At 69.9% G+C, this 19,391-nt stretch carries 20 protein-coding genes; 7 read left to right on the forward strand and 13 right to left on the reverse strand.

From position 1 onward, the window contains the following. The first annotated feature begins 36 nt into the window (after nucleotides 1-36). Together AB0I43_RS33965 and AB0I43_RS33970 are read left to right on the forward strand one after the other, a co-directional pair. Nucleotides 37-564, forward strand: a complete 528-nt coding sequence (locus AB0I43_RS33965) for a hypothetical protein (protein WP_356977692.1) — start codon at nucleotides 37-39, stop codon at nucleotides 562-564. Between the two features lie 333 nt (nucleotides 565-897). After that, the gene (locus tag AB0I43_RS33970; protein WP_356977694.1) at nucleotides 898-1,521 is read left to right on the forward strand and encodes a hypothetical protein; all 624 of its coding nucleotides are present in this window, start codon (nucleotides 898-900) and stop codon (nucleotides 1,519-1,521) included. A gap of 59 nt (nucleotides 1,522-1,580) precedes the next feature. Here the strand turns inward: AB0I43_RS33970 and AB0I43_RS33975 are convergent, their stop codons facing one another. Both AB0I43_RS33975 and AB0I43_RS33980 read right to left on the reverse strand, forming a co-directional pair. Next, nucleotides 1,581-2,177 (reverse strand): Uma2 family endonuclease, encoded by a 597-nt coding sequence (locus AB0I43_RS33975; protein WP_356977695.1) that lies wholly within the window; start codon nucleotides 2,175-2,177, stop codon nucleotides 1,581-1,583. Nucleotides 2,178-2,302: 125 nt separating this feature from the next. Further along, complete coding sequence (locus AB0I43_RS33980) at nucleotides 2,303-3,310, reverse strand: 3-isopropylmalate dehydrogenase (RefSeq protein ID WP_356977697.1); 1,008 nt, start codon at nucleotides 3,308-3,310, stop codon at nucleotides 2,303-2,305. A 135-nt stretch (nucleotides 3,311-3,445) separates the two neighbouring features. Between AB0I43_RS33980 and AB0I43_RS33985 the strand changes: the two genes are divergently transcribed. Continuing rightward, a complete protein-coding gene (locus AB0I43_RS33985; protein ID WP_356977699.1) occupies nucleotides 3,446-3,685 on the forward strand; it encodes a hypothetical protein in 240 nt (79 codons plus the stop codon). A 52-nt stretch (nucleotides 3,686-3,737) separates the two neighbouring features. Here AB0I43_RS33985 and serA read toward each other — a convergent pair whose 3' ends face one another. Continuing rightward, the gene (gene serA / locus AB0I43_RS33990) at nucleotides 3,738-5,336 is read right to left on the reverse strand and encodes a phosphoglycerate dehydrogenase (RefSeq protein WP_356977955.1); all 1,599 of its coding nucleotides are present in this window, start codon (nucleotides 5,334-5,336) and stop codon (nucleotides 3,738-3,740) included. A gap of 949 nt (nucleotides 5,337-6,285) precedes the next feature. Here serA and AB0I43_RS33995 point away from each other — a divergent pair. Then, the gene (locus AB0I43_RS33995; RefSeq protein ID WP_356977701.1) at nucleotides 6,286-7,092 is read left to right on the forward strand and encodes a nucleotidyltransferase domain-containing protein; all 807 of its coding nucleotides are present in this window, start codon (nucleotides 6,286-6,288) and stop codon (nucleotides 7,090-7,092) included. Here AB0I43_RS33995 and AB0I43_RS34000 read toward each other — a convergent pair. The 10 genes from AB0I43_RS34000 to AB0I43_RS34045 all read right to left on the reverse strand — a co-directional run bounded on the left by AB0I43_RS34000 (nucleotide 7,082) and on the right by AB0I43_RS34045 (nucleotide 16,303). Further along, nucleotides 7,082-7,288, reverse strand: coding sequence for a cold-shock protein (locus tag AB0I43_RS34000; protein ID WP_356977703.1), 207 nt, complete (start codon nucleotides 7,286-7,288; stop codon nucleotides 7,082-7,084). The genes AB0I43_RS33995 and AB0I43_RS34000 overlap by 11 nt on opposite strands. An 84-nt stretch (nucleotides 7,289-7,372) precedes the next feature. Further along, nucleotides 7,373-7,576 (reverse strand): cold-shock protein, encoded by a 204-nt coding sequence (locus AB0I43_RS34005; RefSeq protein WP_040708909.1) that lies wholly within the window; start codon nucleotides 7,574-7,576, stop codon nucleotides 7,373-7,375. A gap of 231 nt (nucleotides 7,577-7,807) precedes the next feature. Further along, nucleotides 7,808-9,646, reverse strand: a complete 1,839-nt coding sequence (iolD, locus tag AB0I43_RS34010) for a 3D-(3,5/4)-trihydroxycyclohexane-1,2-dione acylhydrolase (decyclizing) (protein WP_356977705.1) — start codon at nucleotides 9,644-9,646, stop codon at nucleotides 7,808-7,810. A 12-nt stretch (nucleotides 9,647-9,658) separates the two neighbouring features. Then, nucleotides 9,659-10,537, reverse strand: a complete 879-nt coding sequence (iolB, locus tag AB0I43_RS34015) for a 5-deoxy-glucuronate isomerase (protein ID WP_356977707.1) — start codon at nucleotides 10,535-10,537, stop codon at nucleotides 9,659-9,661. A 109-nt stretch (nucleotides 10,538-10,646) separates the two neighbouring features. Continuing rightward, the gene (locus AB0I43_RS34020; protein ID WP_356977709.1) at nucleotides 10,647-11,540 is read right to left on the reverse strand and encodes an aldolase; all 894 of its coding nucleotides are present in this window, start codon (nucleotides 11,538-11,540) and stop codon (nucleotides 10,647-10,649) included. 23 nt (nucleotides 11,541-11,563) lie between these two features. Next, complete coding sequence (gene iolC, locus AB0I43_RS34025; protein WP_356977711.1) at nucleotides 11,564-12,502, reverse strand: 5-dehydro-2-deoxygluconokinase; 939 nt, start codon at nucleotides 12,500-12,502, stop codon at nucleotides 11,564-11,566. Continuing rightward, nucleotides 12,499-13,317 carry an ATP-binding cassette domain-containing protein gene (locus tag AB0I43_RS34030; RefSeq protein WP_356977957.1) on the reverse strand — a complete coding sequence of 273 codons (819 nt, stop codon included), beginning with the start codon at nucleotides 13,315-13,317 and terminating at the stop codon, nucleotides 12,499-12,501. Before AB0I43_RS34030 ends, iolC begins: the two co-directional genes overlap by 4 nt. A 20-nt stretch (nucleotides 13,318-13,337) precedes the next feature. Continuing rightward, complete coding sequence (locus tag AB0I43_RS34035) at nucleotides 13,338-14,390, reverse strand: ABC transporter permease (RefSeq protein ID WP_356977713.1); 1,053 nt, start codon at nucleotides 14,388-14,390, stop codon at nucleotides 13,338-13,340. A gap of 18 nt (nucleotides 14,391-14,408) precedes the next feature. Continuing rightward, nucleotides 14,409-15,386, reverse strand: coding sequence for a sugar ABC transporter substrate-binding protein (locus AB0I43_RS34040; protein ID WP_356977714.1), 978 nt, complete (start codon nucleotides 15,384-15,386; stop codon nucleotides 14,409-14,411). An 8-nt stretch (nucleotides 15,387-15,394) separates the two neighbouring features. After that, nucleotides 15,395-16,303 carry a TIM barrel protein gene (locus AB0I43_RS34045; RefSeq protein ID WP_356977716.1) on the reverse strand — a complete coding sequence of 303 codons (909 nt, stop codon included), beginning with the start codon at nucleotides 16,301-16,303 and terminating at the stop codon, nucleotides 15,395-15,397. A gap of 264 nt (nucleotides 16,304-16,567) precedes the next feature. Between AB0I43_RS34045 and AB0I43_RS34050 the strand changes: the two genes are divergently transcribed. Genes AB0I43_RS34050 through AB0I43_RS34060 form a run of 3 tightly spaced genes read left to right on the forward strand, consistent with a single transcriptional unit; the run spans nucleotide 16,568 to nucleotide 19,324 of the window. Further along, the gene (locus AB0I43_RS34050; RefSeq protein WP_356977718.1) at nucleotides 16,568-17,569 is read left to right on the forward strand and encodes a LacI family DNA-binding transcriptional regulator; all 1,002 of its coding nucleotides are present in this window, start codon (nucleotides 16,568-16,570) and stop codon (nucleotides 17,567-17,569) included. Between the two features lie 26 nt (nucleotides 17,570-17,595). After that, nucleotides 17,596-18,612 carry a Gfo/Idh/MocA family oxidoreductase gene (locus AB0I43_RS34055; RefSeq protein WP_356977720.1) on the forward strand — a complete coding sequence of 339 codons (1,017 nt, stop codon included), beginning with the start codon at nucleotides 17,596-17,598 and terminating at the stop codon, nucleotides 18,610-18,612. Nucleotides 18,613-18,622: 10 nt separating this feature from the next. After that, nucleotides 18,623-19,324, forward strand: coding sequence for an endonuclease/exonuclease/phosphatase family protein (locus tag AB0I43_RS34060; protein WP_356977722.1), 702 nt, complete (start codon nucleotides 18,623-18,625; stop codon nucleotides 19,322-19,324). The last annotated feature ends 67 nt before the right edge of the window (nucleotides 19,325-19,391 follow it).

The raw sequence follows: 19,391 nt of genomic DNA on the forward strand, positions 1-19,391 counted from the left end.
CTTGACACAGGCTCGATGTCAAGGCAGCCTTGACATATGACCGAAGAACAACGCGTCGACCCGCAGGACGAGCGGGCGACCCTCGGAATGCTGTTGTCCGCCAACGCGGATCTGGTGGTCGAGGTCCTCCGCCCCGCGGCCGGCGAACCCAGGGTCCCGGTCCTGGCCGCCCTCACCGCCACCCGCAACCTGAGCCGCCTCGTCGACGACATCCTGCACACCCTGGCCCGCCAGGCTCGCGAAGACGGCCACACCTGGGCCGAGCTCGGCGACATCCTCGGCACCACCCGCCAAGCCGCCTTCCAGCGCTTCAGCGGCCCCATGCCGCCACTCGGCCCGCTCCCGCACCCACCGCGGCCGCCTTTCCCGCCGGGCCCGCCCGGACACTTCCCCTCGCCACCACCCCCGCCCGGCCCGCCGGGAGCACCCCCCTTCCGCACTCCCCCACCCCCGGAGCGCCCACCCGGCACCCCGGAACGACCTGCGCAGTCCTCGCCCCCGCACCCGCAAACACCCGACCGCATCACTCCCCCGCCCCCGCCCCATCCAGACCACCCGTTCTGAATCTCACCGCGCGACAAGGAGAGCAGGATGTCCACCGAACCCGATGCCCCGATCGGCCGACCACCCCACCCACCGCCACCGCCGGGCGCACCGTGGCCTCCGCCGCCGCACAGCCCGGGATTCCGACCTGATCAGCGGCATGTTCCTCCGCCGCACCCGAATTCAGCGGAACGACGGCCGGATACTTCGTGGCGGACGCACCCTCGGCACGAAAGACCCGCTCCGCCAGTCGATCACGAACCCGGCCAGGATTAGGACACCCATCGCGGCCGACCCGAGATCGTCGGCGGCGAACCGTTCCGACGAACTCCGCCGTGCACCTATCCTGCACAGATGCAGACGACCGCGGGCGGGCTTTCCAGCGCACACACGCGGCGGCGTGAACCGAGCCGGCGGTGGCAGGCCGCGACGCTCGTGCTGTCGGTGCTCGGTGTCGCGGCGGTGGCCGCGTGGTGGCACTCGGATCGCTTCTATCAGTTCGCCTGGATTCCGTCGTGGGCTCTACCGCTGTGCTGGACGGGCGCTCTGATCACCCTGGCGTTCCACGCGGCCCCGCCCCGCCACCGATGGGTGCGACTGATCCTGGTCGCCGTCTGGGCCTCGGCGACGATGATCTGCTGGGGTGCCGCGCTGGTTCTGGAGCGGTATTTCGCCGAGGACCGCAAGGTGGTGTCGGTCGAGGTGAGTCCGGACGGGCGATTCGAAGCCGTCTTGGAGTCGTTCTGGACGATCGACACTCGGTGCCGCATCATGCTTCGGGAACGCGGCGGCCCGTTCAGCAGACAGGCCCTGGTGTGGGAGGTGTTCAACGGGCCCTGCGAGGCGCGGGCGTCGTTCACGGGCGGTGACACGATCAGCGTCATGGAGTCGAGCGGCGGACCACCGCTGACGACAACCTTCGACGCCGACCGGATGCAGGTGGCCGAAGTCTTGCCGATTCCGGTACATCGACGCTGATTACATCGCCCGAATTATTCCGCGTCGCAACACGTTCGACGGCCGGCCGGCCTCGCGGGTCAGATCTCCAGCAGGGCGGCCGGGTCGAACCGGACGCGAAATCCCTGTTCCGCCGCAACTTCCGCGTCGAAGACAGCGCCCGGGCCGACGGCCGGATCGGCACGATAGCCGCCCTCGACCAGAACGAGCCGGTGGATTCGCGGTTCGGGGTGGTGTTCGACGATCCAGTACTGCGGGATGCCGATCGCCGCGTATTCGCGGACCTTGCGCACCCGGTCGGTGCGCTCGCTGTCGGTGCCGGGGGCGAGGACCTCGACGGCGAGCAGCACCTGCTCGGCGGGCACGAGGTTGGAATCCGCGACGACGGCCTGGCGCACCACATCCCGGGGCAGCACGATGATGTCGGGTTTGCGGATACCGCTGGCCGTGGCGATTTCCCAGCCGCCGCACAGGCAGACGTGCATCTCCCGCGTGCCGACCGCGACATCGATGAGACGCGAGAGCCGTTGCGCGACGAAATTGTGCCGGGCGCCGTAGTCGACCTCGATCAGCCAGCCGTCTTCCAGCTCGAAACCCTTGCCGTCGCGCAGCCCGTGCAGATCCGCGACGGAGTACGGGCCGCGGGCCGGCCGGGTCAGCGGCTTCTGCCGTGCCATCTCACCTCCCGCTCATTCGAATCCGCACGCCAAGGTAGTCCCCGCCACGGCATCGCGCACAGGAGTCGCCACAAAAACGTGAATCCCCGGCCGAACCGGCCGGGGATTCACGGTGGGTCGAACACTCAGACGGCGGCGGCGATCCGGTCGCCGATCTCGACGGTGGAGGACGCTCCCGAGCGGGAGGCGAGATCCTTGGCCACGGCCGCCTCGATCCGCGCCGCCGCCTCGGTGTGACCGAGGTGGTTCAGCAGCAGCGAGACCGACAGGATGGCGGCGGTCGGATCGGCCTTGGACTGGCCCGCGATGTCCGGGGCGCTGCCGTGCACGGGCTCGAACATCGACGGGTTGGCGCCCGAGGCGTCGATATTGCCGGAGGCGGCCAGGCCGATGCCGCCGGAGACGGCGGCGGCGAGATCGGTGATGATGTCGCCGAACAGGTTGTCGGTGACGATGACGTCGAACCGGCCCGGGTCGTTGACCATGTGGATGGTGGCGGCGTCGATGTGCTGGTAAGCCGTTGTCACATCCGGGTATTCGGCGGCGACCTCGTCGACGGTGCGCTGCCACAGCGACCCCGCGAAGGTGAGCACGTTGTTCTTGTGCACCAGGGTGAGGTGCTTGCGCCGGGACCGCGCGGTCTCGAAGGCATAGCGCACGACCCGCTCGATGCCGAAGCGAGTGTTGGTGCTGACCTCGGTGGCGACTTCGTGCGGGGTGTCGACGCGAATCGCGCCGCCGGTGCCGGTGTAGGGCCCCTCGGTGCCTTCGCGGACGACGACGAAATCGATCTCGGGGTTGCCGGCCAGCGGGCTGGTGACCCCTGTGAACAGCTTGGACGGGCGCAGATTCACGTGGTGGTCCAGCGCGAAACGGGTGCGCAGCAGCAGCCCCCGCTCCAGCACGCCGCTGGGCACCGAGGGATCGCCGATCGCGCCGAGCAGGATGGCGTCGTGTTCCTTGAGCTCCGGGAGCACGTTGTCCGGAAGGATCTCGCCGGTGGCATGGAACCGCTTGGCGCCCAGGTCGTATTCGGTCTTCTCGACGCCGGGCAGCACCACGTCGAGCACCTTGAGCGCCTCGGCGATGACCTCGGGACCGATACCGTCGCCGGGGATGACAGCGAGTTTCATGTAAGCAAGCTCCGTTCGGATGTAGCCCTGCGAAGAGTCCGGCAGCCACCCTATCCGGTGTCCGGATCACCCCCGCCACCAGGGCGAATCGCTCTCACACAGTGGGACGGACCGCGCACCCGTATGTTCGGGGCCATGTTCGTCAACGATCGCCTCGAGCTCAAACTCAACCGCCTCGAACAGAAACTCGACCTGATCATCCAGCACCTCGGCATCGACGACCCGAGCCTGGCCGTCGACTTCGGCGAGATCGACGCCCTGCTGGCGCGCGGCAAGAAGATCCAGGCCATCAAGGCGTATCGCGATCTGCACCCGTGGGCGAGCCTGGTGGAGGCGAAGGACGCGGTCGAGGCCAGAGAGCGCAACCGGCCCTGAACAGCACCGCGCCCTTTCCGCAGGCAGCGGAAGGGGCGCGGCGACAAAGCGATCAGGCCAGGTCGACCAGCACGACCTTGGCCGCGCCCACGGCCTCGGCGATCGCGGCCTGCACCTCGGCCGCCACGTCCTGGTTGACGCGCAGCACCACGGTGGCGCCGTCCTGGTCCACGTCCTGGCTCAGCTGCGCGGCCAGGATGTCGATGCCGGCCTCGCCGAGCTTGGTGCCGATCTTGCCCAGCGCGCCCGGCTTGTCCTCGTAGTTGAGCACGGCCAGGTTCAGGCCCTCGGCCCGCATGTCGTAGTTGCGGCCGTTGATGTTGACGATCTTCTGCACCTGGTGCGGCTCGGTCAGCGCGCCGGCCACGTTCAGGGTGCGGCCGTCGCCGAACACGGCGCGCAGGTCGACCAGGCTGCGGTGGGTCGGGCTCTCGGTGTGCGTGGTGACCGTGGCCTCGAGGCCGCGATCCTTGGCCAGCGACGGCGCGTTGACGAAGGTGACCGCGTCCTCGATGAGCGCGGAGAAGACCCCGCGCAGCGCCGAGAGCTCCAGCACCGCGACCTCGCTGGCCGACAGCTCGCCGCGCACCTGCACCTCCAGGCTGACCGGCAGCTCCGAGGCCAGCGCGCCGAGCAGCGCGCCCTGCTTGCGGACCAGTTCCAGCCACGGGGCGACCTCGTCGGTGACCGACCCGCCGGTGACGTTGACCGCACCCGGGACGAACTCGCCGGCCAGGGCCAGCTGCACGGACTTGGCGACATCGGTGCCGGCGCGGTCCTGGGCCTCGGCGGTGGAGGCGCCCAGGTGCGGGGTCACCACGACCTGCGGCAGCTCGAACAGCGGGCTGTCGGTGCTGGGCTCGGTCTCGAACACGTCGATGCCGGCGGCGCGCACGTGACCGGAGGTGATCGCGTCGGCGAGCGCCTGCTCGTCGATCAGACCGCCGCGCGCCGCGTTGACGATGATGACGCCCTTCTTGGTCTTGGCGATCGTCTCGGCGTTGATCATGCCCTTGGTCTCGGGCGTCTTGGGCAGGTGGATCGAGATGAAGTCGGCGCGCTCGAGCACCTCGTCCAAGGTCACCAGCTCGATGCCGAGCTGGGCGGCACGGGCCGGGGAGGTGTAGGGGTCGTAGGCGATGAGCTTGGTCTCGAAGGCGGCCAGGCGCTGGGCGAAGAGCTGGCCGATGCGGCCCAGGCCGATGACGCCGACGGTCTTGCCGAAGATCTCGACACCGTTGAACTTGCTGCGCTGCCAGGTGTGCTCGCGCAGGGTGGCGTCGGCGGCGGGGATCTGGCGGGCGGCGGCGAGCAGCAGCGTGACGGCGTGCTCGGCGGCGGTGTGGATGTTGGAGGTCGGGGCGTTCACGACCATGACGCCGCGCTCGGTGGCCGCGGGCACGTCGACGTTGTCCAGGCCGACGCCGGCGCGGGCGACGATCTTCAGGTTCTTGCCGGCTTCGAGCACCTCGGCGTCGACGGTGGTCGCGGAGCGCACGAGCAGCGCGTCGGCCTCCGGGACCGCGGCGAGTAGTTCGGGACGGTTCGGGCCGTCGACCCAACGAACCTCGACTCCATCACCGAGCGCGTCGACGGTCGACTGGGCGAGCTTGTCGGCGATCAGGACAACGGGACGGCCTGCTTGGCTCACGATGGAGTACTCCTGGGGAATGGTGGTCGGCATTTACCGCCGCCTAGCTTAGTGGGATCGATTCCGGCCACCCTTACCCCCCGGTAGGCGGCCGCCGTCAGTGTGACACTCCGCGGGCGGGCCCGGAGACGGCGGAAGGCCCCGCGCCACAGGGGCGAGAGGCCTTCCCACATTTCGCGCCGATCGGGCGGCGCGGGTCCGATCGTATTATTCGATCGGAATTTCGACTCAGCCGCCGAAGGAGCCGGTCCACAGGGTGTCGACAATGCCGCGGAAGGCAGCGCCGAAGGTGCTGAACAGGCCGTTGAGGGCAGCGGAACCGGTGTCGATGATAACGGGGATCATTTGAGAACCTCTTCGGTCGAAGTATTTCCAGTGAACTGGCTTGCACATGGCACATCGGGGCCGGATCGAATGCGGTTACGGAATTGCGAACAATAGTGACGCAGGACACATTTTGCGCTTTCACGTGGCTCCCGTCACTGGAAAATCGGCGCAATGCCCCCAAAATCAGGGGCGCTACCTGGGAGAACGCTGTGAATGCGGGCTGGTCGGTCGACCAACTCGAATCCTGTTGGCTATCCCTGTGAGAACTCTGGCAGCGCCTTAAGAAATGTAGGTCGGCAGTGTTGAATAGGCAATCGGCAGGCTGATTACCGGCCGTTGTGGCTCCCCGGAACGCATTGCCGAAAACTCCGGGAGATGCACCCGTGATACGCACGTAATCGTTCACGAGGGGTGCATCCGCAAACTTCCGGCAGCATCGGATGCCACTACTTCGAACCCTCGCTGAATTCGGACATATAGACCGGAACAGGCAACGGGTGACGTGGTCGGGGAACAAACCGATCGCACACCGGGCACCCGCCACCGGCCACCGTCCGGGCCCGCGCCGGAGGACCGAAAAGATGTGGCCGATCGAACACCGCCCTCACTAGCATCGGCGTCCATGACCCTGCGCACGATTCCCGCCGCGATGGACCCGACCGTCGTCGGGCAGATCGACGCCGAGCTGGATCGGGTGCAGCGCGAGCACCGCGTCACCGTGCGGCTCGCGGTGGAGAGCGGCAGCCGCGCCTGGGGCTTCCCCTCCCCCGATTCGGACTACGACTGCCGGTTCGTCTACGTCGGCGCGCTCGACACCTACCTGACGCCGTGGCCCGCCCGCGATGTCATCGAGACGCCGCTGGTCGGCCTGCTCGACGTGAACGGCTGGGATCTCGCCAAGGCGCTGCGGCTGCTGGTGGCGGGCAACGCCGTCCTGATCGAGTGGCTCATGTCACCGATCGTCTATCGCGGCGACGCCGGCTTCCGCGACGAGTTGCGCACCCTGGCCGCACAGGTCGCCGACCGTGACCGCGTGGCGCGGCACTATCTGCACCTGGGCAGCAAGCAGTGGGCGCTCTTCGAGAGCAACCGGTCGCTGAAGAAGGTGTTCTATTCGCTGCGGCCCGCCCTGGCGCTGCGCTGGTTGCGCGAGCATCCGGCGGCGGCCGTGGCGCCGATGCACCTGCCGACCCTGTTGGCCGAGTGCGAACTGCCCGCCGCCCTGGTGTCCTCGATCGGAGAGCTCACCGAGCTCAAGGCACGGACCCGGGAGATGGGCAGCGGTGCGGTGCCCGCACCGATCGCGGCCTTCATCGAGGCCGAATTCGACGGCGCGGCAGCCGCTTTCCCGAAGCGCCCGCCGACGGACCCGGCGCGGGTCCGGGAGCTGACGACGGAGTTCTTCCGGGCCGCGGTGCTCAGTCGATGAGGCGTACGCCGAGGGCTTCCGGCCCGGCCTTGGCGGTGCGGATCTCGAACTCCACGCGCTGCCCCTCAGTGAGATGCCGGAAACCGGAGCCGTCGAGCTCCAGATAGTCGACGAAGACATCCGGACCATCGCCGTCCTGGGCGATGAACCCGAAACCCTTCTTCGTGTCGAACCACTTCACAGTGCCGTGCGCCACGCTGCCCATCCTAGAGGGGCCCGAACATGAGACAGCCCCCGCACCGTTGCCGGTGCGGGGGCTGCCGAAGCTTAGATCGCGAGATCAGAGAACGCGGACGTCCTGCGCCTGCGGGCCCTTCTGGCCCTGGCCGATCTCGAACTCCACGCGCTGCCCCTCGTCGAGGGACCGGAAACCCGAGCCGCTAACAGCCGAGTAATGCACGAAGACGTCGGGGCCTCCGCCGTCTTGCGCGATGAAGCCGAAGCCCTTCTCGCTGTTGAACCACTTAACTACACCCTGAGCCATTTCATACTTTCTGTAGACGAGCCAGATTCTGGCAAACGGAATGCCCTGGTCTCGTGATCAACGATGCCATGATCCGACGAATTCGGCCACATCCGAAGGGGTGGACTGTGAGGTAACCAACCCTGGTCCCAGGCTGTGGTGACGACCTCCAACCGGGCATTTCCGCCGCTCAGCGGCCATTTCCATCCGGAAATTATGCCCGAGCAGGCCGATGGCGCAGCTGAGCAGATCTCAGTCCGCCGGATCGAGGTAGCGGAGCTGGGCAGCCTTGCCCGGCTCGTAGTCGGACCGGCCGGAAAGGTGTTGCGGCACACCGACTTCCCACCAGGCCCCGGCCTCGGTCCAGGTTGCGGGCAGGGTGCGGACCACCACCACCACCGGCCCGGCGGCTTTCCGGGCGCGCGCGTACGCGGCGCGGAATTCTGCCAGGTCAGTGGCGGTATACACCGTGCAACCCAGGGCCTGGGCATGCGCGGCGAAATTCACCCGGGGCGGGTCGGCGAGTGTGCTCCGGCAATCCGCGTAGAAATTATTGAACGAAACTCCGCCCTGCCCTTCTTGCAGGCGCGCGATGACCGCATAGCCGTCGTTATCGCACACGACCGCGACGAACCGATGCCCCGCGAACGCCGCGGAGAACAACTCGGAATTGGCCATCAGATAGGAGCCGTCACCGAGCAGCGTGGTGACCAGGCCGCCGGTGTGGGCCATGGCGGCGCCCCACGCCCCGGCGATCTCGTAGCCCATGCAGGAGAAGCCGTACTCGACGTCCATCGTCGGCACGGTCCCGTGCGCCCGCCAGCCGCCGACCAGTTCGCCGGGCAGGCCGCCGGAAGCGGTCAAGACGTAGTCCCCGGATTCGCTCAGCTCGTTGACCACGCCGACGATCTGGGCGTAGCTGGGCGCACCGGCGCTCGGCGCACGGAGTTCGTCGATCCGGGCGTCCCAGGCCGCGCGCAGATCGGCGGCCCGCCGCGTCCACGCCGGCTCGACCCGCCAGTCCTGCTGCACGTGCCGCGCGAGGTCTTCGATCGTGGCGCGGGCGTCGCCGACCACGGCCAGCGCGCCGTGCTTGACGGCGTCGAAGCGGGCGGTGTTGACCGTGACCAGCCGGACCCCCGGGGCGAAGACCGTCCAGGACGCCGTGGTGAAGTCCTGCAGCCGCGTTCCCACGGCCAGCACCAGATCCGCCTCGGCCGCAAGGGCGTTCGCCGATGCCGATCCCGTGATGCCCAGCGGGCCCGCGTGCAGCGGGTGCTCGTGCGCGACCAGGGTCCGGCCCGCGGTGGTTTCGGTGACCGGAATGCCGTGGCGCTCAGCGAATTCCAGGATCTGGGAAATCGCGCCCGAATAGCGGACTCCGCCGCCGAGCACGAGGAGTGGGCGGCGGGCGGCGCGGATCGCCGCCGCCGCCTCGGCCAGCACCCGGATGTCGGGGCGCGGCCGGATGATCCGGTGCAGCACCGGCTCGAACAGGGCGTCGGGGAAGTCGAAGACCTCCGCCTGCACGTCCTGCGGCAGCGCCAGGGTGACCGGCCCCGTGTCGGCGGGATCGGTGAGTACCCGTGCCACCTGCGGCAGGGTGGCCAGCAGTTGCTCGGGCCGGGTGAGGCGATCGAAATAGCGGCTGACCGCGCGGAAGGCGTCGTTCACGGTGGCGGTGGCGTCGTGGAAGTGCTCGACCTGCTGCAGCACCGGGTCGGGCGCCCGGCTGGTGAAGGTGTCGCCGGGCAGCAACAGCAGCGGCAGCCGGTTCGCGTGCGCGACTCCGGCGGCGGTGATCATGTTCAGCGCGCCGGGCCCGATCGAGGAGGTGGCCACACCCACCTGCCGGCGCTGCGTGGCCTTGGCGTAGCCGACCGCCGCGAGCGCCATCCCCTGCTCGGTGTGCCCGCGCCAGGTGGGCAATTCCGCGCGCCGCTCCTGCAGCGCGGTGCCGAGACCGAGCACGTTGCCGTGCCCGAAGATCGCGAAAACTGCCGGGAACAGGGGGACTTCGGCGCCGTCGAGGGTCTCCGAGCGCTGGGCGATCAACCAGGAGACGAGGGCTTGCGCGGTGGTCGACTTCATCGGAACCGTCCTCTACAGGCGGCCCTCGTGGGTGGTCACGGGGCAGCGGGGGTCGCGGGGTTCGGTGGTCCAGCTCTCGCGGACCCAGCTGTGCGCGGGGTCGTCGCAGAACGCCATGGAGCGCTGTTCGGCGGGGCCCGCGAGCACGTTCAGGTAGTACATCGGATAGCCCGGCGCGGCGACGCACGGGCCGTGATAACCGCGCGGGATCAGGAAGACGTCACCGTCGCGGACGGCGACGTTCTCCTCGAAGGTGCCGGCGTAGGTGCGATGCAACCCGAAGCCGTTGCGGGACGGGGTGATTCCGTCCCGATCGGCGATCCGGAAGTAGTAGATCTCCTCGTTCACCACCTCACAGCCGGTGGCCTCGTCGTGCTTGTGCGGCGGATAGGAGGACCAGTTGCCCGCCGGCGTGAGCAGCTCACAGGCGATGAGCTTGTCGGCGTGGTCCCACACCCCGGGCACCCCGAAGTTGGTGACCTGCCGGGTCGCCTGGCCCGCGCCGCGCAGCTCGACCGGAACATCCTCGGCCGGGCCGTATTTCGGCGTCAGCCGCCGGGTGCAGCGCGCCATCGGCAGCGCCACCTCCCAGCCGTCGCGGCTGGACAGTTCGACCTCGGCATCGCGCGGAACGTAGGCGAAGTCGGTGACCCGGGTGAAAACCGAATCCCGGCCGCGCAGTTCGAAGCTCTGACCGTCGACCCGCACCGCGCCGGAACCGGCGAGCGGCAGGACGAACGCCTCGAACTCGCCGGTGTGCACCGTACGCCGGGTCCCGGCGGGCACGGTCAGCACCCGCAACCCGGTGAAGTTCCAGTGCGCCTGTTCCGGGGTGAGCAGCACGGGATCGGCGCCGTCGGCGAGCGTCCCGGCGGAATGATGCAGCGTCATCGCGGTACCTCCAGATCGCGCGTTTGCCGTCCCGACCGATCGGCGGGATGACCGCGGGTCAGCCGTTTCCGGGCGCGCGGCCTCGCGGGTGCGAGCGGATTCCGGGCGCTCATCGCGCCGCCTTCAGCACCCGCGCCGCGGCATCGACGGCCGCGGCCACATCACCGTCGGGCGGGTAGAGCAGCGAGCGCCCGACCACGAGGCCGCGCACCACCTCGTGGGTCAGCGCCCCGCCCCAGGCCGCGACGTCGGCGGCCGGGTCGCCGGAGGGGATGCCGCCGAGGACGACCACCGGCAGCGTCGTCGCGTCGAGCACCGAATTGTTCTCGGGCGCGGGTATTTTCAGCCAGGTGTAGGCCGAGGTGACGCCGAGCCCGGAGGCGACGGTGATGGCGCGCGACAGCGCGGGCGCGTCCTTGCTCATCACCAGCGCCCCGGAATCGTCCCGGTGGTACGGCAGCGGTTCGACCATCGCCAGCAGCCCGTGGGCGGCGAGCTCGGAGACCGCCTGCGCGCACGCGTGCAGTGTCGGCACCGTTCCCGGATCCGAATCCACCAGTCGCAGCAGCATTTTGCCGCCGTCGAGGCGATACCGCACCAGGGAGTCCGCGTCGTAGCCGGTGAATCTGTCGTCGATCTCCCACTCCGCCCCGGCCAGCCCGCCGCGGTTCATCGAGCCGATGACGACCTTGCCGTTCAACGCGCCCAGCAGCAGCAATTCCTCGACGACGTCCGGCGACCCGAGCACGCCGTCGACCTCGTCGTTGGACAGCGCGATGAGCAGGCGCTCGAGCAGCGTGCGGCGATCGGCCATGGCGGTGCGGTCCGCGCCGACGCCGAGCGCGCCCCGGGCCGGGTGGTCGGCGGCCACCAGGAACAGGGTGCGCTTGTCCGGCATCAGGGTCGGCCGCCGGACGCGGCGCGCGTAGGCCCGCTCGACCGCGCCGGGGTCGGTGGCGCGGATGCGCAGCAGTTCCCGCCAGCGGGCATCGGTCAGATACATCACGCCTCCTGAACTGTGGGCGCTCACCGCGCGGCCAGCGCTTCGATCTCCTCGTGCGTCGGCATCGCGTCCGCGCAGGCCAGCCGGGCGGCGACCAGCGCCCCGGCGGCGTTCGCGTACACGGCGAGGCGTTCCGGCTCCCAGCCCGCGAGCAATCCGTGGATCAGCGCGCCGCCGAAACCGTCACCCGCGCCCAGCCCGCACACCACTTCGACCGGGCACGGCGGCACCGTCCACCGCCCGGCCTCGGTGGCGATCAGCACACCCTCGGCGCCCTGCTTGACGATCGCGAGCCGCACCCCCCGGGCGAGGATCCGGTCCGCGGCCGTGTCCGGATCGGAAGTGCCCACGGCCACTTCGGTTTCGGCGCGATTGCCCACGACCACGGTGACGTGATCCAGCATCCAGGCGATCTCCGGCCGCGCCAGGGCGGGGTCGGGCCAGAACATCGGCCGGTAGTCCAGGTCCAGCACGGTGTGACCACGCCGGGCGCGGCGGCGCAGGATTGCGCGCTGGGTGCTGCGGCTGTTCTCGGCGCTGACGCCGGTGCCGGTCACCCAGAGCAGCGGCACATCGTCCACCACGTCCCAGGGGACGTCGCGGGATTCGAGGGTCAGGTCGGGCGCGAGGGGCGCGCGATAGAACACCAGCGGCGGATCCTCGGGCGGGTCGAGCGAGCAGAACACCACGGGCGTCTGCAGATTCCGGGCGGTGGCGACGTATTCAGCGGTGACGCCGAATCGCTCCAGCGCGGACCGCACATAGTCGCCGAAGCCGTCGGCGCCGACCTTGGTGAGCACCGCGCTGCGGCGGCCGAGCCGGGCCGCGGCCACCGCCACGTTGGTCGCGGTGCCGCCCAGGAACTTCGAGAACGTCGCCACCTCGGCCAGCGGCACCCCGCTCTGCTGCGGATACAGGTCGACCCCGACCCGGCCGATGGTCAGCACCTCGAGCGCGCTCACGGCTGGTCCACCACCCGCCGCAGCTCGTGTTCGAGCGCGTCGAGTTCCGCGCCGCCCGCCATCTGGCGGGTCAGATCGGCGACATCGATCTCGGCCTTGTCGTAGGAGCCCAGCACCGCACCGCGTTTCAGCAGCAGAAAATGGTCGCCGACGGGGTAGGCGTGGTGCGGATTGTGGGTGATCAGCACCACGCCGAGGCCGCGGTCGCGGGCCTGGACGACATAGCGCAGCACGACACCGGCCTGCTTGACTCCGAGCGCGGCCGTCGGCTCGTCCAGGATCAGCACCTTCGCCCCGTAGTGCACCGCCCGGGCGATGGCGACGCACTGCCGCTGCCCGCCGGAGAGCGTGCCCACCGGCTGTTCCATGTCGCGGATCTCGATCCCCATGTCCGACAGCCCTTTCCGGGCTATCTCGCGGCCCTTGCGGATGTCGAGCATCTGGAACGGGCCGACGCCGACGGTCGGCTCCGACCCGAGCACGAAGTTGCGCCACACGCTCATCAGCGGGACCACCGCGAGGTCCTGGTAGACCGTCGCGATGCCGTGATCCAGCGCCGTCCGCGGCGAGGCCAGCCGGGTCGCCTCGCCGTCGAGCCGCAACTCGCCCCGGTCGTGCTGGTGCACACCCGCGAGAACCTTGATCAGCGTCGATTTACCCGCGCCGTTGTCACCGAGCACGCAGGTCACCTCGCCGGCCCGCACCGTCATCGAAACATCGTGCAGCGCAACGACTCCGCCGTAACTCTTGCCGATGCCGACCGTCTCGATCAGGGGCACGCTCAGCCCGCCCGCCGCCCGACCACCACCCCCCATCGAATCGCCGCGCGATGCTGTCACCGTCTGACCCTTTCGGCTCGCTTCTGAAAACGATTGTTCACCAGCACCGCGGCCAGCAGCAGCACCCCGAGGAACAGCATGAACCAATCGCTGTCCCAGCGCGCGAACACGATGCCCTGCCGGGCCATGCCGAAGATGAGCGCGCCGATCGCGGCGCCCACCGCGGAGCCGAATCCGCCGGTGAGCAGGCAGCCGCCGACGACGGCCGCGATGATGTAGTGCAGTTCCAGTCCGATGCCCTGATTGGCCTGCACGCTGGAGAACCGCAGAATCATGCAGGATCCGACGACCCACCCCGCGAAGGCCGTGGTCATGAACAGGATGATCTTCGTGCGGTCGGCGGGGACGCCGACCGCGCGGGCGCTGGGCAGCGAACCGCCGACGGCGAAGATCCAGTTGCCGAACTTGCTGCGGGTCAGCACGAACGACGCCAGCACGGTCAGCACGATCCACCACAGCACCGACGCCTGCACGCTGGTGCCGCCGATCTTCAGCGTCGAGGCGAACACCGAGCCCGCGGACTCGTATCCGGGAGCGCTCCGGATGCCCGCCACCTGAACGGTTCCCGTCACCAGCCGGGTGACGCCGAGGTTCAGGCCCTGCAACGCCAGGAAGGTGCCGAGGGTGACGATGAAACTCGGCATGCCCGTGCGCATCACGAGCCAGCCGTTGAAGGCGCCGACCGCCAGCGCGAACAGCAGCGAAACCAGCAGCGCCGCCCACACATTCCAGCCCGCGTGCACCGCGAGCAACGCCGTGACCAGGGCGGTGGAGGCCGTCATCACACCGGCTGACAGGTCGAACTCGCCGCCGATCATCAACAGCGCCACCGCCACCGCCATGATGCCGAGGGTGGAGGCGTCGTCGAGCCAGTTCGCGATGCCCATCGGGCTGAGGAAGCGCTCGGTGATGATCGAGAAGAACACGAACACCAGCAGCGCGCCCAGCGCGGCGCCGACCTCCGGGCGCACCAGCAGCCGGTGCAGCAGGGTGGGACCGGCTGCCACCGCGCTGGACTCGTCATCCGAAGCCGGGGTGGCAACGGTCATGTCATCGCCTCTCTCGGATCAGCGGGTGCCGCGTTGCACGAGCGCGGCGACGGCTTCCACGTTGTTCTTGTCGACGAAGGCAGGGCCGGTCTGCACCGGGGCGCCGCCGCCGAGGGTGTTGCGGTTGGTCTGGTAGAGCTTCAGCAGCACGACCGGCAGATACCCCTGCTCGTACTGCTGCTGGTCCACCGCGAAGAGCAGCTTGTTCGCCTTGATCGCCTCCACCACATCGGCGTTCAGGTCGAAGGTGGCCACGGTCGCGGCCGAGCTCGCCTCCTTGACGGCGTCGACGGCGCGCGCGGCCACCTGCGAATTGAGCGTCAGCACCGCGTCGATGGAGCGGTCGGCCTCCACCGCGCCCTTGATCCGGGCCTGGGCGTCGGTCGGGTTGTTGATGTCGACCTGCAACGTGCTGCCGGTGCCGAACGCCTTGGTGGCGCCGTCGCAGCGCTGGTTCGCGCCGATATTGCCCGCCTCGTGGATCACGCAGAGCAACTTCTTCTTTCCGGCGTCGGCCAGGCGCTTGCCCGCGTTGGTACCGGCCAGGGTCTCGCTCTGCCCGACGTGGGTGATGGCGCCGAACTTCGCGCTGTCGCTCTCGCCAGAGTTGATGGTGACCACCGGAATCCCCGCCGCCACCGCCTTTTCGATGGAGGTGCGCAGCGCGTCGGGGTTGGCCATGGAGACCACCAGGCCGCCGACCCCCTGGGCGACCGCGTTGTCGATCAGCTTCGCCTGCTGGCCCGGGTCGCCGGAGGAGTTGTAGTCGACGCGGACGCCGAGATCCTTGCCCGCCTGTTCCGCGCCGTTCTTGACGACATTCCAGAACGCGTCGCCGGCGCTGCCGTGGGTGACGACGGCGACCGACTCCAGCTTGCCCTGGGCGCCCGGCGATTCGGTCTTGGCGGGCTCGTCGGAGCCGGGCCCGCTGCAGGCCGCCAGAATCGTCGCCGCGGCGATCCACGGCACCAGCCGTCGTATGCGCTGTATCGACATCGTTGTCATCACTTCCCAACTAGATTTCCACCCGGCGCCGCCGCGATACCCGCGAGATGGCGCAGACTGTGTTCGGTGTCCCGGCGCGGCTGATCGGCCGGACCGGTGGCTGCCAGGGCGGTGTCCTGTTCGATGACATACCAACCGCGGTAACCGCTTTCGCGCAGGCCGCGGACCAGCGCCGCGATATCGACATCGCCCTCACCCAGCGGAACATACAGCCCCCGGCGCACCGCTTGGCTGTATTCGAGAGTCCCGCGCCGGATTTCACCGGCCAGGTCCGCGCGCACGTCCTTGAGGTGGATGTGCCCGATCCGCCCGGGATGGCGGCGCACCAGGCCCAGCGGGTCGGTCCCGCCGATCAGCATGTGCCCGGTGTCCAGGCACAGGTCCAGATCCGAGTCGGCCAGGAAGCGCTCCACCTCCGCCTCGGCTTCGATCTGGGTACCGACATGCGGGTGCACGACGGTGCGCAGACCGTGCTCGGCGGCGATATCGCGGGCCGCGGCGGCGGTTTCGATCAGGGTCTGCCATTCGGCGCCGGTGAGCGTCGGGCGACTGTCGTAGCCTTCCAGGCCGGTGGCGGCCGCCAGGACCAGGACCTCGGCCCCCGTCGCGGCGAACAGTTCGGCGGTGCGGCGGACGGCGGCGTGGGCCTGCTCGGGCTCCCGGTGCAGGGGGACGGCGAGGAAGCCGCCGAGGGCGCGCAGGCCGAATTCGTCCAGCAGCGCGCGCAGCTCGGCCGGGTCGGCCGGCAGATAGCCGGGCGGCCCGAGTTCGAGGGCGGTGAGGCCGAGCGCGGCCATCTCCGCGAGCACGGTGCGGGCGTCGAGGACCCGCCCCCAGCCGGGGACCTCGCAGACGCCCCAGGAGATCGGCGCGCCCGCGATACGCGGCGGATGGGTGGGTTCGGCCATCAGGACTCTCCGACCTGTGCACGAGCGCTCGCGGATTGGAGCGCTCCAACTATGTAACGCAGGCCACACCGTGTCAAGGGGTGTGCGCTCGGCCGGGAATGTCCCGCTCACCTCGGAAGACGTTGCCGGTCAGGGCAAGCGCGACGGACCCGCGGGTCGGTTAGAGCGCTCTATTGCCTGCCGTGAGCCGACGTTGTAACGTGCGAGCGGCACGGACACCGGGGCGCTGCGCCACACGGGGCGACGTGCGGGACCGGAGGCGAGATGGCGCGACCGACCATGGAGGATGTCGCCGCGCGGGCCGGAGTCTCCCGCGCCCTGGTCTCACTGGTCATGCGCAACTCCCCCAAGGTCAGCGAGCACCGCCGCCGCGCCGTGCTCGCGGCCGCCAAGGATCTCGGCTACCAGCCCGACATCATGGCGCGCTCGCTGGCCAGCCGGACCTCCAATATCGTCGGCGTGCTCGTCTCGGACCTGCGCAACGCCTTCTTCGCCGACGTCGTCGAGGGCATGGACGCCGCCGCACAGGAACTCGGCTTCGAACTCATCCTCAACACCGGCCGCCGCAGCGCCGCCCGGGAGCGCACCGCCGTGGAGAGCCTGCTGGCCTTCCGCCCCGGCGGCATCGTCCTGCTCTCCCCCGTCCTGCCCGCCGCGGCCATCCGGCAGGCGGCACACCGGGGCCCGGTGGTGCTGGTCTCGCGCGGCTCCACCGTCGCCGAGGTCGACACCGTCAACGACGACGGCGAGGCCGGGTCCGCACTGGCGGTGGACCACCTGGTGGGGCTGGGCCACCGGCGCATCGTGCACCTCGACGGCGGCGCGGCCTTCGCCTCGGCCGCCCGCCGCCGCGGCTATGTCGCCGCCATGCGCCGCCACGGCCTGGAACCGATGGTCGTGCCCAGCGAGCACACCGACTCGGCCGGCCTGGCCGCCGTGCAGCAGCTGCGAAACCTGTTCTCGGGCAGCGACTTTCCCACCGCACTGGTGTGCGGCAACGACTTCAACGCCGTCGGCGCGATGTCCGGGCTGGAGGAGGCCGGGCTGCGGGTCCCCGAGGACGTCTCGATCGTCGGCTACGACAACACCTCGCTCGCCGCGCTGCGCCACCTCTCGCTCACCACCATCGATCAACCGCGCATCCAGATGGGCCGGCTCGCGCTCGAGGCCCTCGCCGAACGCCTGCGCGACGGACGCACAACTCCGGTCCGCCGCCGGGTCGAACCGTCCCTCGTCGTCCGCGCCACCACCGCCGCCCTCCCCTGAGCCGCGCACGCAACCAAGGAGATTCGATGACCACGACCGACCTCCGCATCGGCCTCGCCGGCACCGGCCGCATCGGCGCCGCCCACGCCGAAACCCTGAAATCCCTGCCCGGCGTCGGTGCGGTCGTCGTAGCCGACGCCGACGCCGCCCGCGCGCAGGCGACCGCGAGCAAGCTCGGCGTGGAGTTCGCCCCGGACGTCGAAACCCTGCTCACCGCCGGGCTTTCCGGCCTCGTCATCGCCACCGCCACCGATTCGCACCCCGAATTGATCATCCGCGCGGTCGATCTGGGAATTCCGGTGTTCTGCGAGAAGCCGGTGGCCGCCGACATCGGCGGCACCCGCGCGGTGCTCGCCCACCTCGAGCACTCGACGGTGCCGGTGCAGATCGGCTTCCAGCGCCGCTTCGACGCCGGGTACCGCGCCGCCCGCGCCGCCATCACCAGCGGCGAACTCGGCTGGCTGCACACCCTGCGCGCCACCACCCTCGACCCGGCGCCGCCGCCCGCCGAGTACGTCGCGCGCTCGGGCGGCCTGTTCCGGGACTGCGGGGTGCACGATTTCGACATCATCCGCTGGGTCACCGGGCGCGAGGTGGTGCAGGTCTACGCCACCGGCGGCAATCGGGGCGACGAATTCTTCAGTACCGCAGGTGATGTCGACACCGCGGCCGTCTTCCTCACCCTCGACGACGGCACCCTGGCGACGGTCTCGCTCTCGCGCTACAACGGCGCGGGCTACGACGTGCGCCTGGAGGCCCTCGGCTCGCGCGGCAACGCCGTCGTCGGCCTGGACGAACGCGTCCCGCTGCGCTCGGTCGAACCCGGTTTCCCGCCGTCGACCGCGCCCGCCTATCCCAACTTCATGGAACGCTTCCACCAGGCCTACACCGCCGAACTGCGCGCCTTCCTCGGCGTCGTGACCGGCGACATCCCCACCCCCTGCCATCCCGCCGACGCCCTGGAGGCCTTCTACATCGCCGAAGCCTGCGAACTCTCGCGCCGCGACAGCCGCCCGGTCGCCGTGGCCGAGGTACGTCTCTAACATCGGGGCGGTGCTCACGGTTGCCACCTGGAATGTCCTGCATCGCGTCCATGCCGAGAACTGGCGGGACGCCGCGGACGACTGGCCGGAGGAGCCGCGGCGGATCGCGGGCATCGCCGCGCTCGTGGCGGCCCGCCCGGAGGAGGTGATCGCGCTCCAGGAGGTCAGCGGTGATCAGCTCGCCGCGCTCCGGGCGGCGCTGCCCGGCCGGTCCGTGCACGTGCTGCGGTATCCGCGCATTCCCCGGCTGCGACGCGGCCGGGCCGAATTGTCCGATGTCGCCGAGCATCTCGTGGTGGTGGCGGACGCGTCGAGCCGGCTGGTGCGCGCCGAGAGCTTCGACAACGACCCGGGCAACGGGGCCCTGGCCGTGCAGGTCGGCGCGCTGCTCGTGATCGCCACGCACGTCACCGGCGACCGGCGCCGCACCGAGCAGCTCGCCCAGTTGACCAAGTTCGCCGACAGCTCGCCGGTCGTGCTGCTCGGAGACTTCAACACCGATCGCGAGACGGTGCTGAGCGCGCTCGGCGCGGAGTTCGCCGCCGCCGAACTCCCGCCCGGCTCGCCGCCGACCCGGCCGCGCAGGTCGGGCAGCAAATCCCAGGTCATCGACCACATCGTCGCCCGGGGTGCGAACGTCGGCCCGGCCACCGTGCTGCCGACTCCGGCCTGGTCCGATCACAACCTGCTGTCCGCGCCGCTGCGCTTCTGACACCTGTTCCGTACCGACCGCTCGCGTGGGGCCGACATGTCACAGGGCGGTGCGACACTGAGGACGG

Source organism: Nocardia sp. NPDC050435, from assembly GCF_040655395.1.
GTDB lineage: Bacteria > Actinomycetota > Actinomycetes > Mycobacteriales > Mycobacteriaceae > Nocardia.

Coding starts and splice junctions, on each gene's coding strand:
- AB0I43_RS34050 (WP_356977718.1), top strand. CDS start 16,568: ATGGCGCGACCGACCATGGAGGATGTCGCCGCGCGGGCCGGAGTCTCC.
- AB0I43_RS33995 (WP_356977701.1), top strand. CDS start 6,286: ATGACCCTGCGCACGATTCCCGCCGCGATGGACCCGACCGTCGTCGGG.
- AB0I43_RS34040 (WP_356977714.1), bottom strand. CDS start 15,386: ATGTCGATACAGCGCATACGACGGCTGGTGCCGTGGATCGCCGCGGCG.
- AB0I43_RS34055 (WP_356977720.1), top strand. CDS start 17,596: ATGACCACGACCGACCTCCGCATCGGCCTCGCCGGCACCGGCCGCATC.
- AB0I43_RS33985 (WP_356977699.1), top strand. CDS start 3,446: ATGTTCGTCAACGATCGCCTCGAGCTCAAACTCAACCGCCTCGAACAG.
- AB0I43_RS33970 (WP_356977694.1), top strand. CDS start 898: ATGCAGACGACCGCGGGCGGGCTTTCCAGCGCACACACGCGGCGGCGT.
- iolD (WP_356977705.1), bottom strand. CDS start 9,646: ATGAAGTCGACCACCGCGCAAGCCCTCGTCTCCTGGTTGATCGCCCAG.
- AB0I43_RS34035 (WP_356977713.1), bottom strand. CDS start 14,390: ATGACCGTTGCCACCCCGGCTTCGGATGACGAGTCCAGCGCGGTGGCA.
- AB0I43_RS34005 (WP_040708909.1), bottom strand. CDS start 7,576: ATGGCTCAGGGTGTAGTTAAGTGGTTCAACAGCGAGAAGGGCTTCGGC.
- AB0I43_RS34020 (WP_356977709.1), bottom strand. CDS start 11,540: ATGTATCTGACCGATGCCCGCTGGCGGGAACTGCTGCGCATCCGCGCC.
- AB0I43_RS33965 (WP_356977692.1), top strand. CDS start 37: ATGACCGAAGAACAACGCGTCGACCCGCAGGACGAGCGGGCGACCCTC.
- iolB (WP_356977707.1), bottom strand. CDS start 10,537: ATGACGCTGCATCATTCCGCCGGGACGCTCGCCGACGGCGCCGATCCC.
- AB0I43_RS34045 (WP_356977716.1), bottom strand. CDS start 16,303: ATGGCCGAACCCACCCATCCGCCGCGTATCGCGGGCGCGCCGATCTCC.
- AB0I43_RS33980 (WP_356977697.1), bottom strand. CDS start 3,310: ATGAAACTCGCTGTCATCCCCGGCGACGGTATCGGTCCCGAGGTCATC.
- AB0I43_RS34030 (WP_356977957.1), bottom strand. CDS start 13,317: ATGGGGGGTGGTGGTCGGGCGGCGGGCGGGCTGAGCGTGCCCCTGATC.
- AB0I43_RS33975 (WP_356977695.1), bottom strand. CDS start 2,177: ATGGCACGGCAGAAGCCGCTGACCCGGCCGGCCCGCGGCCCGTACTCC.